Consider the following 15415-nt stretch of genomic DNA (forward strand, 5'->3'; position numbering starts at 1 on the left):
GACGCGCCCCGAGGAACGCCTTTGCTTGCCAGAAAATGGTCGATGATGAACTCTCGGGGTCTCTCTGAAGGCGAGGCTATTCTACCGAAAAGGGGCCGCAATAACATCCGCCGTCCAAAAACGCGCCAGAACGCCCGCCACTGGCGGTCTTTATTGCCTCAGAAGCCGCTATTGGTTAACGTACGTCCAGACTTACGCTTCCATTTTCCGACTTCCCAGCAGGACACCGATTCCATGGCTCAGTACGTATTCAGCATGAACGGCCTCGGCAAGGTCGTTCCCCCGAAGAAAGAGATCCTCAAGGACATCAACCTGAGTTTCTTCCCAGGCGCCAAGATCGGCGTTCTCGGCCTCAACGGCGCGGGTAAATCCACCCTGCTGCGGATCATGGCCGGCGTTGAGACGGACTATGTGGGCGAGGCCCGCCCGCTGCCGGGGCTGAACATCGGCTATCTGCCCCAGGAGCCACAGCTGGACGAGAACAAGACCGTCAAGGAGATCATCGAGGAGTCCGTGGAAGGCGTCCATAAGGCGCTGGCGCGGCTGGATGAGATCTACGCCGCCTATGCCGAGCCGGACGCGGACTTCGACGCCCTCGCCAAGGAGCAGGGGGAACTGGAAGCCTTCATCCAGGCCTCCGAGGGCCATGATATCGAGCGCCGCATGGAGGTGGCCGCGGATGCCCTGCGCCTGCCGCCATGGGACGCTGGCGTACACCATCTTTCAGGCGGTGAACGCCGCCGCGTGGCGCTGTGCCGACTGCTGCTGTCCAGCCCCGACATGCTGCTGCTGGACGAGCCCACCAACCACCTGGACGCCGAGAGCGTGGCCTGGCTGGAGCGTTTCCTGCACGACTTCCCGGGCACTGTGGTGGCCATCACCCACGACCGCTACTTCCTGGACAACGTCGCCGGCTGGATCCTCGAACTGGACCGTGGCCAGGGCATCCCCTTCCAGGGCAACTACACGGGCTGGCTCGAGCAGAAGGAGAAGCGCCTGGAGCAGGAGGCCAAGCAGGAGGCTTCCCAGCGCAAGGCGGTGCAACAGGAACTGGAATGGGTGAAGTCCCAGGCCAAGGGCCAGCAGTCCAAGAACAAGGCGCGCCTCAAGCGCTTTGAGGAGCTCAACTCCCAGGAATTCCAGAAGCGCAACGAGACCAACGAGCTTTACATCCCACCGGGTCCACGCCTGGGCAACAAGGTGATCGAGGTCGAGGGCGTGACCAAGCGCTACGATGACGAGGTCCTGTTCGAGAACCTGACCTTCAGCGTGCCGCCGGCCAGCATCGTGGGCATCATCGGCGGTAACGGCGCGGGCAAGTCCACCCTCTTCCGCATGATCGCTGGCACCGAGCAGCCGGACGAGGGTCAGATCGTACTGGGTGAGACCGTGGAGCTGGCCTACGTGGACCAGATGCGCGAGCTCAACGAGGAGAACAGCGTCTGGGAAGAGATCAGCGGCGGCCAGGACATCATCCAGGTCGGCCAGTACCAGACCCAGTCCCGCGCCTATGTGGGCCGTTTCAACTTCAAGGGCGCCGAGCAGCAGAAGCGCATCAAGGAGCTTTCCGGAGGTGAGCGCAACCGGGTGCACCTGGCCAAGCTGCTGCAGGAAGGCGGCAACGTCCTGCTGCTGGACGAGCCCACCAACGACCTGGACGTGGAGACCCTGCGTGCGCTGGAGGAAGCACTGCTGGTCTTCCCGGGCTGTGCCATGATCATCTCCCACGACCGCTGGTTCCTGGACCGGGTCGCTACCCATATCCTCGCCTATGAGAGCGACGGCGAGGTGGTCTTCCACGAAGGCAACTTCTCGGACTACGACCGCGACCTGCGCGCCCGCAAGGGTGAGGACGCCTGGGTTCCCAAGCGGGTGAAGCATAAGAAACTTGCCTGATCGGTTTTCCCCATCAGGGCATCTTTCACTATAGTGAAGGAAACGCCCTGATGAGGTTTGCCCATGGCCAACCGGGAACGCCGCTTTTTCAGCCGCATCCTGTTCGATGCCGCCTGTGAGATCCACCTGGGAGACCGCATCTGGCCCAGCCAGGTCCAGGACATCTCGCTCCACGGCGCGCTTCTGACGGCACCGGAGGACTTCACGGGCCAGCCCGGTGAGGGCTACACCATCACCATCTGGCTTTCCGACAACACCACCCAGATCACCATGGGTGCCACGCTGCGCCATCGGAAGGATGGCTTTCTGGGCTTCGAATGCCGCTCCATGGACCTGGAAAGCGCCACCCATCTCCGGCGCCTGGTGGAACTGAACCTTGGCGACGAAGCGGAGCTGCACCGTGAACTGGCGCGCCTCAGCGACACCTGAGCTCATCCTCTTTGACTGGCACGGAACCGTCGTGGACACCCACGATGCGATGTTTTCGGCCATGGAAGAGATGCTCCCCCAGCTGGAGGAGCTCGGCCTGGTGGAGGAACTGCTCCCGGAAGACCAGTGCAAGACCGCGGATGACGCACGGCTGGTGCGCTACATCCGCCTCTTCCGTCGGCTCCACCCGCGCATTCTTTCGGAACGCCGGGTCTCGCGCACCGACATCTTCAACGCCATCTTCGGCGACAACACTGCCGCCAAGCAGGTTGCCCACGAAGCCTACAATGCCTGTTACCGCAGCCACTACGGCGAAGTCAGGCCCTTCCAGGAGGGGATCTTCGAGTACCTCAGCGCCTGGCGTGCCGCCGGAATCCGCCTGGGCGTGGCCACCAACCGCAACCGCGAGTTCCTGGAACATGAGCTTACCCTGGTGGATGGCGGGCGCTGGGCGCCACTGATCGACGTCATCGTCTGCGCCGGGGACGTCACCGCCTACAAGCCCGACCCCGAGATCATCCTGAAAGCCGCGGAGGCTGCAGGCTGCCCGGCGGATGAACGGGTATGGTATGTCGGCGACAGCACCACGGACATGATCACTGCCGGCAATGCGGGCGTCACCCCGGTGTTCTTCAACGGTGGCCAGTGGGAACCGGAATACATCAAACGCCGTTTTGCCGGCGATCCCGACCACCACCCGGCCGCCATCGCCCATTCCTTCGAGGCGCTGACCGACCGCATCGCGGAAAATCTGGAGGGCGATGCCAGGGCCACACTCGATGCCAGGCGCCCGCCCCCCTATCCGGCGCCGCAGCCACCGGAACCCCGTATCGAACCGGACTGGCACCCCTCGGTGGTCAACCTGACACTCCCCAGGGTCATCCTGTTCGACTGGCACGCTACTCTCGTGGATACCCTGGACGCCATGTACCACGCGGTGGACGACATGCTGCCGGAACTCCGGGAACGGGGCCTTCTGGACAACATCGCCACCACCTCCAACGCCCGCTCCCCGGAGGAGCAGCGCCTGGTGGACTACGCACGCGACCATTCCCGCCTGCACCCCCAGGTCCGCGCCGACCGCAAGATCTCCAGAACCGACATCTTCGAGGTGCTTTTCGGCGAGGACGACACCAGCAAGAGCCTTGCCCACCAGGTCTTCCGGCATCATTACCGACGCCACTACGGCTCCGTGCTGCCACTGGAACCGGGGGTGCGGGACCTGCTTTCAACGCTGAACACACTCCCCCTGCGCATTGGCGTGATCACCAACCGCGACCGTGAATTCTTCGAGGAAGAACTGCGCCTGGTGGATGACGGCGGCTGGACGGAACTGTTCGCCATCAACATCTGTGGCGACGACGTACCCCACCGCAAACCGCACCCGGATCAGCTGCTGCTGGCGGCGGAACGCCTGGAGGAAGCCTCGGACGCCGGCATCTGGTACGTGGGTGACAGCACCACGGATGTGAGCGCGGCCCAGCGCGCCGGCCAGACCGCCGTATTCTTCAACAGCGCCCAGTGGGACCTGCCAGCCCTCAACCGGCTGTTCCCGGGGGATACCAACCACCCCTACCAGCCGGATGTAGTCGTCAACGACTTTTCCGAGTTCTGGGCCATGCTGCTGACCTGCCTCGATGACGCCACCCCCTGACCCGGACCGCTCTCCCAAACGCCTCATTGGTGATGGTTACAGTTGACTACAAATTGACCGATGACAGGTTTCTGGTACGGCTGTACACTGAAATAAAGTGAACATCTGTACGAGGAATACCGAATGCGCTGGCTCCAGAGGATCGGCCTTTTCATCACGGCAATACCAGCAACCCTGGCCGGCTTCCTGCTCTGTGTGGCACGCCCATTCCATCGCGGCAACAACAGAATCTGCGCACGCATGTACGCATGGGGTGGCCTCAGGGTGCTCAATGCCCGGGTACGCCTGGAAGGCTGGCAGCATCTTCCCACCAACGAGCCGCGCGTTCTGATCGCCAACCATCAATCGAATCTGGATCTCTACGTGGTTGGCAGTATGACCCCGGACAATGCCGTGGTTGTCGGCAAGCAGAGCCTGGGATGGATTCCGCTGTTCGGTCAGATCTTCTGGCTGGGCGGCAACGTGCTGATCCGGAGGCGTAACAGGGCCAGGGCCATGACCGCCATGACTGCCGCCAATCTCGCGATCGCGGCCAGAGGGCAGTCGGTATGGATCATGCCGGAGGGCACGCGCAGCCGTGGTCGGGGACTGCTGCCCTTCCGCAAGGGCGCATTCCATACCGCCATCGCCACGGGTGCCCCCATCACCATGGTGTGCATCAGCGACTACCTGAAAACACTGGCATCGGGCAAAGGTCCTCACACCATCACCGTGAGGGTGCTGCCGCCGGTGGAGACAGAGCACCTGGGCAGTGCCGATGTGCCCTGGCTCATGGAGCACTGTCGCTCGCTGATGGTCCGCAACCTGACGGAACTCAATGGCGAGTCCCCCGCTCCGGAGGAAGTGCATCCCCGGCAGGCCGCCTGACGCCTAACCCGGTGGCGCGAAATCCACCGGGAACCGGACCGAACGCTCCGGCACCTCCATGGCGCCGAAATTGAACAGCGCAACACGCTGGGCAATCTTCCGCGCCACGCCCTCATCGCCCAGCGTTGATTCGGCCACCTCCACCTCCAGCACGTTCCCGCCCGGGCCAATTCTCAGGGCCAGCACCACCTCGCCCTCCAGCAACGGATTCTGGCGGCGGGCGCGGTTGTAGATGGAGAAGAGCGCGGACTTGTTGCGCTCAAAGGTCTCCCGGATGTTCGCCATGGGGCGCTCCTCCGGTTCGGCGGGCTGTGCGCCAGAGTTGTCGCCGGATCCGGCAACATCCCGGGTTTCGCGGCGGGTCATATCGCCTTCCTCAACTGAGGCTCCGCCCGGTTCACCAGGACCGCCCGAATCCGCCATGAGCTGCTCTTCATCCGGCCCGTCCGGAAGCGCCCCGGCACCGTCGTCCGCACTTTCCTCCGGATCCCGGATGTCGGTCTCCGTCTCCGGGGCCAGCGAACGCAGCTCCGCCAGCTGATCCCGCATCCCCACCAGACCGGATTCACGCGCCACTTCCCGCGCTTCTTCAACCGTCTCCTCAGGCTGGGGCGCCTGCGGTGCGTCCGGCTCCGGTTCCGTTTCCGCCTCGCTGACTTCAGGTTCCGGCTCGGGCTCCGGTTCAGGCTCCTCGGGTTCCTCGAGCATGCGCGCCATCTGCGGATCCGGTTCGTCCGACTGCTCCGGTGCCCGCTCTGGCAATTCCATTCCAGGCACCAGTACGACCAACGGCAGGAAAACCACCAGCAGCATCGCCAGTATCACCCCGAGCAGTCGGTCTTCGCCCCGGGTGCTGCGCCACGGCAACGACGGAGAACGGCTCAAGGCCTACCTCCTTCACTCTCCGGCGTGCTTTCAACGGCTAGATGAATCCGGGTGTAGCCCGCATTCACCGCGCTGCGCATAACCGGGCGCAGGCGTGCGTAATCCAGGCTCCGGTCCGCCACGATCATTGCCCTGGCCTCGTCACCGGATTCCACGCTGCCGGCCAGGTGCGCCTGGAGATCGGCAATGACCTCACCGCCCTTGCCCTCGGTTACGCCGTCCAGCCGGGCCACCTCGCTGCCACCGACGAGGATGCTTTCGCCGGCCACCACCACCCGGAGGATGCTTTCCGGCACCTGCTCCGCCGCGGAGCGCGGCAGCTGGATATCGCTGTCCTCCTGCAGGACCTGAACATCTGAGGAATTCACCATCAGGAAGAACACCAGGATGGTGAAAATGTCCATCAGGGCCGTGAGGTTCAGTCCACCCGGGCGGTTCATGCGCCGGTAGTGGCGCTGGATGCGGCGGGCGCGGCGGGATGCCTTCATGAGTCCGCCTCCCCACCCTCGGGCGCCGGCGCGTCACCGAGGGCGATGTCCGGGAAGAGTTCCGCGGTGACCGCATCCGCCGCCACCACCTCCGGGTAGCCGCGAACGGTGTCCATGGTGGTCACCAGTGTCTGGTAATCCGTATCCGGCCCCGCGAGCAGTCGGATGTTACGGGTTTCGGGGAAGCGCTCCTTAACGCCCTTGAGAAGCTCCCGCAGCCCCGCAAAGTCCGGGTTGCCCTCTTCACCCGGCTCAAAACGCCGGAGCACGCCCCCGTTGCGGTCGCCCACTTCCAGGCGTCCATCACGCACGATCACGTAGAGCGCGAGCTCCTCCCCGTCGTCCACCATCTCATCCAGGCGCTCACCGGCTTCCGGGAAGCGCAGTTCCAGGATGCGGGTCTGGGTGAAGACCATGCTCAGCAGCAGCACGGGCACCAGCACGATCATCAGGTTCAGGAAGGGCGTGATGTTCAGGTCCGCTTCCGCCGTCTGCCGGCGATGTCGGCGTCGTCTCATGGGCTGGCCTCACCCTTCGCTGCGCGCGGTACTGCCCGCCTGGGTTTCCGAGATCAGGTTCAGGAGCTTGACCCCGGCCATCTCCAGGCTGTCGATCATTTCGTTGGTACGGGTCTGGAGATAGGCATGGGCCAGCAGTAGCGGAATGGCGGACATCAGCCCGAAAGCCGTGGTGTTCATGGCCACGGAGATGCTGTCCGAAAGCATGCTGGCCTTGTCGGCCGGGTCCGCATCCGCCACGGCGGTGAAGGCCGAGATCAGGCCCATGATGGTGCCCAGCAGCCCCAGCAGCGTGGCCACATTGGCCAGGGTGGCCAGGTAGGGCGTGCGCTTCTCGAAGCGTGGCAGCACCTCCATCAGCCCCTCTTCCATGGCGTATTCCACATCCGAACGCGACTGGCTGTTGCGGAAGCGGGCCAGGCCGGCGGCCACCATCTCGCCCACCTCGACGCCCGACTCCCGGGCCGCTTTCGAGGCTTTCTGGAACTCCCCCTTCTGCAGCAGTGGCCAGAGACCGGACTCAAAGAGCCTGCGGTTGCGCCGTCGTGCCACCTGCAGGTAGATCATGCGCTCCAGCACAATCGCCAGGCCGATGAGCAGGATCAGGGCAATGGGAACCATGAACAGCCCCCCTTGCTGGAAGAAACGGACTGCGGATTCCATCAGTGGGATCTCCGTTGCGTTGGCTATCGGTGTCTGCATGGTCAGCGGGTCTCTCCGGTTGAGGCAGCCCCCGGCAGCGCTTCCAGAAGCGTGCCGGGGTCACTGCGGTATCTGAGATAACGGCGGTAGCTCTGATCATCGAGGGGGCTGAGGAGCTCGCCCAGACGCCCCTGTTCCGCCCGGGGTGCCTCCATGGGGGCATCCCTGGGCAGTCGCCAGGGCATCAGGTGCATCACACCCGGGCGCTCGTCCACACCCTCGATGCGGATGCCCTCCGGGTCGTCCTGGGCTGTCACCGGCAGGGCCAACAACGCCAGGGCCATCAACAGGGTTCTGTACCGCGTCTTCATTCCACCCTCCGTTCCAGGTCCCGGATCCACAGGGCGACTTCCTCATCCTCGGTGTCCGTCAGCGACTGGTAGCGCCGGTAATGGGTCAGGGCCTGCTCCAGATCGAGCAGATAGAGTTCCGACAGGACAGCGAGGTTGTAGTGCAGCTGCGGATGCTCAGGATTGGCCTCCAGCGCCTGGCGCAGCAGCGCCGCGGCCTGATCAATCCGCCCCTGTTGCCGGTAGAGCAGCGCCAGATCGTTGGCCGCCGCCGCATGCTGCGGGGACTGATCCAGCAGTGCCTCCAGCGCCCGAACTGCCTGCCGCGGCCTGTCCTGGTGACGGGCCACCATGGCCCTCAGCATCAGAACATCCGGGTGGAAACGGTGATCGTCTTCCACCCGCTCAAGCTGCCGCCCGGCAGCAGCTGGACTGCCATCAGCGAGCGCGGCGCGCACCTGCTCCAGTCGATCCCGGTCCGATGGATCCAGCGCTGGCGTGACCAGCGCCACTCGCTCCGGCATCCGTCCTGGCTCCGGCCCTGACTGCATACCGGCACAGCCGGCCAGAAGCCCCATGACGAGCACCATCCCCCATTCAGCGCGCCGCTTCATGGCGTGCCTCCGTCCACTGAAGATCGCGTTCATAGCGGGCCGGGAAAAGATCCGCCAGGCTGTCGAGGCTGCGGCTCACCCATCCCGTCCAGTGACCCTCTGGGATCCGCTGCTGATTGCGCTGGTGGAGTTCAATGGCTTTTTCCTCAAAGGGGTAGGCTTCCTCTTCCAGCAGCATCTCGTACTGGTTGGCCTGGAGATCGGTCAGCCCTGAGGGGCGCTCGGAGTCAAGCACGTCCTGAGCCAGCTGGCGGTACAGCTCGGCCATGCGATAGGTGCTTTCGGTGGCGGTCTCCGCGATGCCGAAACGCTCTGCCCTGCGGAACCACTCCAGGCTCTCGGAAAGGGCGTCACGCTTGCGCGCCAGGGATTCGTCCAGCGGCGCCCCGAGTTCGATCCGCTCAAACACGTCAGCAGCACGCCGGCCCAGCCAGAGCGCACTGCGGCTGGCCAGCCGGGCGCTCCGGGCCGTTCCTTCGGCCCCATCCTCGGCTTCGACAATGGCCCTGTGGGTCCCGGACAGTGCCTCCTCCCTTTCCAGCGTCTTCTGCATCAGTGCAAGCTCATGCCGGCGCTCCTGCTGGAAGACATGCCCGCCCAGATGGTCGGTCCCGTCCGCCAGGTAACGTTCGTAAAGCGCTACCGCATCCGCCAGGCGCCCCGCCTCACGGTAGTAGCGGGCGGCCCGCAGCTGACGGCTCCAGCGTTCCTCGGGGTCCAGATCGTCCGGCGTTGTCGCGAGCATGGCATCCGCTGCCTCTCCCGGGCGGCCCGCCTGGCGGTGGGCATGCACAATACGTTCGCCCGCCCCTTGGGCCAGGTCATGTTCCGGGAAGCGCTGGCGGAATGTCTGCAGAAGGCGGATGGCTTCATCCCACTGCGCCAGTTCCAGCACCAGGCCGGTTTCATCATAGCGGGCGCTGGCCGCCACATCCGTGCCAGGCGCCGCCCTGTAGGCCTTCTGGAACCAGGTTCGGGCCTGCTCTGACTGTTCCCCGGCAGCCAGCCGTTGCGCTTCCCGATAGAGAGCCAGGCCATGGCGCTCCCGGAAATCCGCCATACGGTCATCCTCTGCCGGTGTCAGCTTCCGCACCTCGGCCCAGGCGCTGGCGGCATTCGCGTATTCCTCCGCGTCCATGCGCAGATGCCCCAGCAGGATCCAGCCTGCCCGGCGCTGATCGTCTGTGGCATCGGCGTCCACCAGGGTCCGCGCCACCCCGCGTGCTTCGGCATACCGCCCCGCCTCGTACAGCCGGTTCGCCAGTGTCTGCCGCACGCCGTTGATATCCGCGTGCCAGGGGAAGTCCTGAACAAAGCGGCGGGCATCCGCGATCAGCCGATCCCTGGACTCCGCGTCCTCCTGCCTGTGCCACTGGTCCTGGCGCAGCTGAACAAGCGCATAGGCTGCCTCACCCGCGCCCGGGAAAGGCGGTTCGGACCAGGCCGCACGCTCATACAGGCCGGCAGCCCCTGCGGTGCGGCCACCCCGAAGGGCGGCATCCCCTGCAAGCAGCACCATGTAGCCGGCGCCGGTTCCCATGGCGTCGGCCTCCATCCGGAAACGGCCGGCGCGGTCGGCATACTGGCGCAGCCGCTGGGATGCCTGGCGGTAATGGCTGCGGGATTCGCCGCCTTCCAGAGCCTGGCCCCGGGTGTAATGCCACACTCCCAGTGCACGCAGATAGCCCATCACCTGCCGGCGCACCGGCCGGTCAAGCGCGGCCATCGCGTCCGGCTCGGCATGGGCTTCCACCGCCTCCGCCATGGCATCACGCATCCGCTCGGTATTGCCCGCCAGCCGCCAGCTCTCAACCACTTCCGTGAGCATCGCCGGCGCCGCAACATGGTCCAGGTAGCGGGCACGGAAGGCTTCGGCGGTGGCCACACTGCCCTGATGATCACCCCGCTCCCTCAGGAAGCGCAGCAGGTGATCATAGAGGGTAGCGGCATAGGGGCGGTCGCCATGGGCATCGAGCACGCGTGCGAGTGTTTCCGGGCCACGATCATAGGTGGCGATAAGGCTGAGCACCCGCTGGGCATCCGCCACCTGCTCGGCGTCCTTGCCCGAGACACTGGCGAAGCCCGTGCCCTGGTCGTGATAGCGATCCATGAACACCAGGAAAAGCCCCGCCGCCTTCATGGCCTCGTCATTGAGAAAACGGCTCCATCCCAGCATGTAGAGGCTGTCATTGCGGAAATCGTCATCCGGCCCATGCTCCCGGGCCCCTCCGAAGGCCTCCGCCGCGTCCGCGTATCGGCCCTGACTGAAACGGTGCTCGCCCGTGCGGAATGCCGCTTCCGCCATGAACTCCGAATCCCCATGCTGCTCCAGGATCCGTTCCAGATACCCCACGGAGCGCCGTGGCTGGCCCGCGATATCGCTGGCCCGGGCTGCCTCGTACAGCAGTTCCGCCTCCCGTTCGCCCTTTGTGCCTGCCAGCAGGGTCTCAAAGTCGTCCAGCGCTTCCCTGTGCAGACGTTCTGAGGCTTTCTCGGAGAGGCCCAGCGGACCGCCGAAACGGGCCTGGAGATTCTGGATGCGGTTGAGGGTACGCACCCGCACCAGCGGGTCATCCGCCCGCCGGAAAACCCGGGCGTGACGGCGCACCGCTTCTTCCAGCGAGGCGTCCGGCCCGGTACCGCCACCCGTACGGATGACAATGGGGCTGAGGTCCCCCAGCGTAGCCGCGCCTTCCTGCAGGAGCACGGTTGCACGGGCGCCACTGGCCCCGGTCATAAGGAGCGCGATGAGGCCCGCATTCAGGAGACGACCGGCACGCATCATTCCCATCCGCCCCGCTGAACCGGCCTTTCCGTCTGGCGCAGGGCCACCTGCTCATAGACCAGCGCCTGCTGCCTCAGGTTGCGGTCCCGGAACCCCGCCAGCCGTTCACGCTCATCGGCCAGGAACCCGAGAAATCCGGAATCCAGTTTCGCTGGTTCCACCGAGGGATCACCGCCGTCCGCCACATATTCCAGTACCCAGGCGATCAGTGGCGAACGGGTGTGGTTCCGGCTGCCCCGCAGGAACTCAACCAGATCCTGGTCTCCCTGCAGCTCCGAACGGATCAGGCGCGCCAACCCGTGTTCCCTCACCTGCTCCCGCAGGCCATCAAGCCGTTCGATGCTGCGCTCAAGGTAGGCACGGTTGCGTTCCGCCGTGGTCAGCGCTTCACCGTGATGACCGGACTCGATGTAACCCCAGACACGCGCCAGCCGCGCCTCCACCACTCCCGGCCAGGCTACCGGAAAGCGCTCCACCCGCTGCCAGGTCTGGAGGGCACGATGCAGGCTGCCGTTCCGGGCCCGTGCGATGCCGAGCAGATAGAGCCCCTCGCTGACCAGGGTGCTGTCCGTGCGTACGCGGCTCAGGACCTGCTCTGCCCGCGGGGAATCGTCTTCACGCAGGGCAAGCAGTCCCTCGGCGATATGCGCCCGGCTGACCAGGTCCGCGCCCCGCAGAGAGCCATCGCCACCCGCCAGCGACCGGACCACCCGCAGCGCAACGCGCGTGCGACTCAGCGACTCCCGCTCCAGGTACGCCATGGCCAGGTTGTAATACCCCATGCCCCCCCAGAACGGGTCACTGATGCGGTTGAGCTGGTTACCCGCCTCACTGAAGTGCTCGTAGTGACGTGCGGTCTCGGCGAGCAGGAAGAAGAGTTCATCACGCTCCTCGTCACTCACACTGTCGGGCGGGATATTCTCGGACAGGATGGACTCCGCACGCTCCGGGGTATCCTGGTCGAGCGCTTCCCGCGCACGGTCCAGCGAGGAGGCCAGCGCTGACGGAACGAACAGAGCGCAGAACAGGACAAAGACCGTAATCAACCGGATCGCCATAACCTCCAGACTCCGGATTACCGGGATAGGCGGCGGCCAGTTTACCAATCGCGGTCAGCGCGGGATGTGGGACAGGTCACCCACTGGCGATCCGGAGTGTTATGGCTGTCTCAAATCGGGCCGTCAGGGGCCGGCAATGGCAGCGGTCTACGTGATTTCAAAGCAGCGCCGGGCTTCGGATACACCGCACGCCGGCCATACAGCGTTTGCGGTGTTTCTGGTTGTCATCGCCCTCCCTTGCCTGACAACCGAGTATGGCGATCATGATGCCTTTCCTGTCAGAGAACCTGGGCCGCACTCTCGTCCTGCCCATTCCCCGATTCCGCGGACGCCTCCAGCTGCTGGCGACGCTTCTGTTCGCGCTCAACGTAGTCATGCCACTGGCTGGCCATCTTCCGCGTCTCCTCGAACTGACGGGCCTGCTTCAGCGCCTGAAGACTCTGACTGAAACGCTCCAGGTGATAGAGCGCAAGCCCGCGCACGACGTGAGCCCGTCCGAGCCGATCAAAATCACCCCGCTCAACCGCCGTGGCCGCGTACTGCTCCGCCTGCTCCCAGTTGCCGAGGTCCGCCGCGATCTGGGACATGCGCAGGTGCAGCTCGCCATCCTCAACCTTCGATGCAGCCTGCCTGAACGCGTTGATGGCCTCTTCGTACTCCTTGGCCATCAGGAAGTTGTCCCCCATCCGCTCCAGGTTTTTCCTGCTGGCCTCGATATGGCCATTGTCGATGCCGTCACGCAGAACCTGGGCCGCCTTGTAGGGACTGTCCTGAGAGGCCATCAACTGCGCCAGCCCGACCAGTTCGGACTCCTCTTCCAGGTAGCCCTTCTCATAAGCCGCCTCACGAACCGCCAGCTGATCCGCCGGCCGATCAAGCTCACCGTAAACCGAGGAAAGTTGCATCAGATAACTCTTCTTGGGGAACTCCCGCACCAGAATTTCCAGGACATTCGCCAGCCCCTGATAATCTTCCTGCTGGTAGAGGACCCCTCGCTTGAGCAGGTACCAGTTCTCGGATACTGCCTCGTCGCTGTCCCTGCGAGCCTGGATCGCCTGATTGATCGCTTGCAGGGACTGTTCCCAGTTCTCCTGCCGGTAGTGGATCTGCGCTTTCAGGGCATAGGCACCCCCTCCCGGCTCATCCTGGAGCGCGAACCATTCATCCAGCGCCTTCTTGGCGGCCTCGTAACTGCCACGCACCATCTCCACCCGCGCCAGGCTGTACCAGGTATCCTGTTCCAGGCTAAGAGGGATGTCCGATTCCTCCAGGAGCTTGCGATAGGCGTTGGCGATGGCGGCGTTATCCCCCTTCTGGTGGTACAGGAACGCCGCCAGCTTCCAGCGCATGGCCCGTTCGTAGCTGTTGAGTCCGGACGGGTCCATCTGTTCCCAGACCTCGAACGCCTTGTCGAGCTTGTCGTTATCCACCAGATCCCGGATGCGGCTGAAGCGCTTGTGCGTGCTCTGCCGCATGGCCGGCGTCCGGCGCACATTGTCGTCCTCTTCGGCATGGGCCGTATTGAACAGCCCCGCCGGCCCCTTATCCATAACCGGAACCGGTTGCCCCAGAAACAGCGTGGCCGCGATCAGCGGAACGCTGCATGTCCTGATGGCTCGATTAATCATGACCTCACCTCCCATCCTCCATCTCGAAACGGATGATGTTGCGTACGCCCGCGACCTCAACGGCTTCCCCGTTGACGGTCTTGGGCCGGTATTTGAACTTCTTCGCCGCTTCCTTGGCGGCCTCGTCGAAGACACCCTGGGGGTCGGCCTCAACCACCCGGGGGTTCTCCACGTTGCCCCGCTTGGTGACGGTGAATTCCACGACCACGTAGCCCTCAATGCCCCGTCGCAGGGCGCGCTGCGGGTAGTTCGGCTCAACCTTGACGATCGGCAGGTACTCGCTGTCCCCCCCGCCGGAAATCCCGGCACCGATATCCAGGCCGCTATCCATGGCCACATCGCTAATGTTCAGGCTGCCGCCGCCGGTACTGGCCTGCTGCTGGGTCTGCTGCGGCGTCTCCGGTTCCGGCGGTTCCTCCGGCGGCTCGGGCGGTTCCGGCTTCTCGCGCTCCTTTTCCTTCACCTGGTCCTGTTCCTGGACGCGCACGAAGTCCACGGTGTAACGCTCGCTGTCCTCATCCAGCGCCGTCGTCCCGGAGGCGATCAGCTGCTGCATCAGGAAGAAGACCGTAAACGTCACGGCGGCCCCGACAGCCAGTGCTGCCAGCAGCCGCCCCAGAATGCCGACTCGGTTCATCACGGCTCCTGCGCTGCAATGGAGACATTGTTGACGCCCGCCTCACGGGCGGAGTCCATGACCGAGACCAGGTGCCGCGTGGCGGCCGCCTCGTCCGCCTGAATCACCACGGAACCCTGGGGGTTCTGGGCGTGCAGGCGTTCGATGTTGGCCCGGACCGAGCCTGGCTCGACCTTGCGTTGGTCAATCCAGATATCGCCGTCCGGTCCGATCGCGACCAGGATGCTCGCCTGGTCCTGCTGGTTCGCCGTGTTCGCATCAGGCCGGTTCACCTCCAGGCCGGATTCCTTGACGAAGGAAGCGGTCACAATGAAGAAGATCAGCATGATGAAGACGACGTCCAGCATGGGCGTAACGTCGATGCTTTCCTCTTCCTCGGCTTCCTGGCTGGCGAATGATTGAAAACGTCTGCGCATGATTCGCTACTCAGTGGTCAAAGGTCAGTTGGTCTTCAAGCCGTGTGGCCTTCAGGCGCGCGTTGCGCTGAAGCACCGTGATGGCGAAGACCCCCGTCAGGGCCCCCACCATCCCGGCCATGGTCGGAATGGTGGCCTTGGAGATCCCGGAGGCCATTGCCCGGGCGCTGCCAGTGCCCATGACCGCCATGACATCGAATACCTCGATCATGCCGGTGACGGTGCCGAGCAGGCCCAGCAACGGGCATATGGTCACCAGCGCCTTGATCAGCCCCAGCGAGCGCTGGAGTTCCTGGCGCACGCCGGTGACCATCTCCTGGCGGATCTGATGGGCGTACCAGGACTGGCGCTCGGAGCGGGCTTCCCACTGGTTCTGTACCTGGTCGGCCAGGCGGCGGAACGTCAGCACAAAGAACAGGCCCCGCTCGATGATGAGCAACCACATCACGAAGATGACCACCATGATGAACCCCAGGACCGTACCCCCGCGCTCCAGAAACTGGAGCACCTGGTTGTAAGCTTCGATGAGCTGTACCGGTACCATGCTG

General features: G+C 64.6%; 16 protein-coding genes. 4 read left to right on the plus strand and 12 right to left on the minus strand.

Annotation, left to right across the window (positions count from 1 at the left end; genetic code table 11):
- Positions 1-234 precede the first annotated feature (234 nt).
- The 4 genes from ettA (at position 235) to CK501_RS12505 (ending at position 4846) form a co-directional block, all read left to right on the plus strand.
- Positions 235-1896, plus strand: coding sequence for an energy-dependent translational throttle protein EttA (ettA, locus tag CK501_RS12490; protein WP_095618078.1), 1662 nt, complete (start codon positions 235-237; stop codon positions 1894-1896).
- A gap of 63 nt (positions 1897-1959) precedes the next feature.
- On the plus strand, positions 1960-2325 hold the full coding sequence (locus CK501_RS12495) for a PilZ domain-containing protein (protein WP_095618079.1): 366 nt from the start codon (positions 1960-1962) through the stop codon (positions 2323-2325).
- Entirely contained in the window at positions 2297-3979 is a 1683-nt protein-coding gene (locus CK501_RS12500) for an HAD family hydrolase (protein WP_233128900.1), read from the plus strand. The genes CK501_RS12495 and CK501_RS12500 overlap by 29 nt, the downstream gene beginning before the upstream one ends.
- Before the next feature lie 123 nt (positions 3980-4102).
- The gene (locus CK501_RS12505) at positions 4103-4846 is read left to right on the plus strand and encodes a lysophospholipid acyltransferase family protein (protein ID WP_095618080.1); all 744 of its coding nucleotides are present in this window, start codon (positions 4103-4105) and stop codon (positions 4844-4846) included.
- Positions 4847-4849: 3 nt separating this feature from the next.
- Here the strand turns inward: CK501_RS12505 and CK501_RS12510 are convergent, their stop codons facing one another.
- The 12 genes from CK501_RS12510 to CK501_RS12565 all read right to left on the minus strand — a co-directional run bounded on the left by CK501_RS12510 (position 4850) and on the right by CK501_RS12565 (position 15411).
- Positions 4850-5731 (minus strand): AgmX/PglI C-terminal domain-containing protein, encoded by an 882-nt coding sequence (locus tag CK501_RS12510; RefSeq protein WP_143421431.1) that lies wholly within the window; start codon positions 5729-5731, stop codon positions 4850-4852.
- Entirely contained in the window at positions 5728-6219 is a 492-nt protein-coding gene (locus tag CK501_RS12515) for an ExbD/TolR family protein (protein ID WP_095618082.1), read from the minus strand. Before CK501_RS12515 ends, CK501_RS12510 begins: the two co-directional genes overlap by 4 nt.
- Positions 6216-6737, minus strand: a complete 522-nt coding sequence (locus CK501_RS12520; protein ID WP_095618083.1) for an ExbD/TolR family protein — start codon at positions 6735-6737, stop codon at positions 6216-6218. Before CK501_RS12520 ends, CK501_RS12515 begins: the two co-directional genes overlap by 4 nt.
- Positions 6738-6746: 9 nt before the next feature.
- Complete coding sequence (locus tag CK501_RS12525; protein WP_233128901.1) at positions 6747-7439, minus strand: MotA/TolQ/ExbB proton channel family protein; 693 nt, start codon at positions 7437-7439, stop codon at positions 6747-6749.
- Between the two features lie 2 nt (positions 7440-7441).
- Entirely contained in the window at positions 7442-7750 is a 309-nt protein-coding gene (locus CK501_RS12530; protein ID WP_095618084.1) for a hypothetical protein, read from the minus strand.
- The gene (locus CK501_RS12535; protein WP_158223116.1) at positions 7747-8343 is read right to left on the minus strand and encodes a tetratricopeptide repeat protein; all 597 of its coding nucleotides are present in this window, start codon (positions 8341-8343) and stop codon (positions 7747-7749) included. Before CK501_RS12535 ends, CK501_RS12530 begins: the two co-directional genes overlap by 4 nt.
- Positions 8327-11128: a tetratricopeptide repeat protein gene (locus tag CK501_RS12540; protein ID WP_158223117.1), complete on the minus strand. Its 2802-nt coding sequence runs from the start codon at positions 11126-11128 to the stop codon at positions 8327-8329. The genes CK501_RS12535 and CK501_RS12540 overlap by 17 nt, the downstream gene beginning before the upstream one ends.
- Positions 11125-12186 (minus strand): hypothetical protein, encoded by a 1062-nt coding sequence (locus CK501_RS12545; RefSeq protein WP_095618087.1) that lies wholly within the window; start codon positions 12184-12186, stop codon positions 11125-11127. Before CK501_RS12545 ends, CK501_RS12540 begins: the two co-directional genes overlap by 4 nt.
- A gap of 278 nt (positions 12187-12464) precedes the next feature.
- Entirely contained in the window at positions 12465-13814 is a 1350-nt protein-coding gene (locus tag CK501_RS12550; protein WP_143421432.1) for a tetratricopeptide repeat protein, read from the minus strand.
- Between the two features lie 4 nt (positions 13815-13818).
- Positions 13819-14451, minus strand: coding sequence for an energy transducer TonB (locus CK501_RS12555; protein ID WP_198949509.1), 633 nt, complete (start codon positions 14449-14451; stop codon positions 13819-13821).
- Positions 14451-14867: an ExbD/TolR family protein gene (locus CK501_RS12560; protein ID WP_095618089.1), complete on the minus strand. Its 417-nt coding sequence runs from the start codon at positions 14865-14867 to the stop codon at positions 14451-14453. Before CK501_RS12560 ends, CK501_RS12555 begins: the two co-directional genes overlap by 1 nt.
- A gap of 10 nt (positions 14868-14877) precedes the next feature.
- Positions 14878-15411 (minus strand): MotA/TolQ/ExbB proton channel family protein, encoded by a 534-nt coding sequence (locus tag CK501_RS12565; protein ID WP_095618090.1) that lies wholly within the window; start codon positions 15409-15411, stop codon positions 14878-14880.
- Positions 15412-15415 lie beyond the last annotated feature (4 nt).

Source organism: Halovibrio salipaludis, assembly GCF_002286965.1.
Lineage (GTDB): Bacteria > Pseudomonadota > Gammaproteobacteria > Pseudomonadales > Oleiphilaceae > Halospina > Halospina salipaludis.

Bases quoted from the DNA above. Each gene is read 5' to 3' on its own strand.
- CK501_RS12540 (WP_158223117.1), bottom strand. From the start codon at position 11,128: ATGATGCGTGCCGGTCGTCTCCTGAATGCGGGCCTCATCGCGCTCCTT.
- CK501_RS12535 (WP_158223116.1), bottom strand. From the start codon at position 8,343: ATGAAGCGGCGCGCTGAATGGGGGATGGTGCTCGTCATGGGGCTTCTG.
- CK501_RS12545 (WP_095618087.1), bottom strand. From the start codon at position 12,186: ATGGCGATCCGGTTGATTACGGTCTTTGTCCTGTTCTGCGCTCTGTTC.
- CK501_RS12505 (WP_095618080.1), top strand. From the start codon at position 4,103: ATGCGCTGGCTCCAGAGGATCGGCCTTTTCATCACGGCAATACCAGCA.
- CK501_RS12520 (WP_095618083.1), bottom strand. From the start codon at position 6,737: ATGAGACGACGCCGACATCGCCGGCAGACGGCGGAAGCGGACCTGAAC.
- CK501_RS12515 (WP_095618082.1), bottom strand. From the start codon at position 6,219: ATGAAGGCATCCCGCCGCGCCCGCCGCATCCAGCGCCACTACCGGCGC.
- CK501_RS12495 (WP_095618079.1), top strand. From the start codon at position 1,960: ATGGCCAACCGGGAACGCCGCTTTTTCAGCCGCATCCTGTTCGATGCC.
- CK501_RS12530 (WP_095618084.1), bottom strand. From the start codon at position 7,750: ATGAAGACGCGGTACAGAACCCTGTTGATGGCCCTGGCGTTGTTGGCC.
- CK501_RS12555 (WP_198949509.1), bottom strand. From the start codon at position 14,451: ATGAACCGAGTCGGCATTCTGGGGCGGCTGCTGGCAGCACTGGCTGTC.
- ettA (WP_095618078.1), top strand. From the start codon at position 235: ATGGCTCAGTACGTATTCAGCATGAACGGCCTCGGCAAGGTCGTTCCC.
- CK501_RS12560 (WP_095618089.1), bottom strand. From the start codon at position 14,867: ATGCGCAGACGTTTTCAATCATTCGCCAGCCAGGAAGCCGAGGAAGAG.
- CK501_RS12550 (WP_143421432.1), bottom strand. From the start codon at position 13,814: ATGATTAATCGAGCCATCAGGACATGCAGCGTTCCGCTGATCGCGGCC.
- CK501_RS12525 (WP_233128901.1), bottom strand. From the start codon at position 7,439: ATGCAGACACCGATAGCCAACGCAACGGAGATCCCACTGATGGAATCC.
- CK501_RS12565 (WP_095618090.1), bottom strand. From the start codon at position 15,411: ATGGTACCGGTACAGCTCATCGAAGCTTACAACCAGGTGCTCCAGTTT.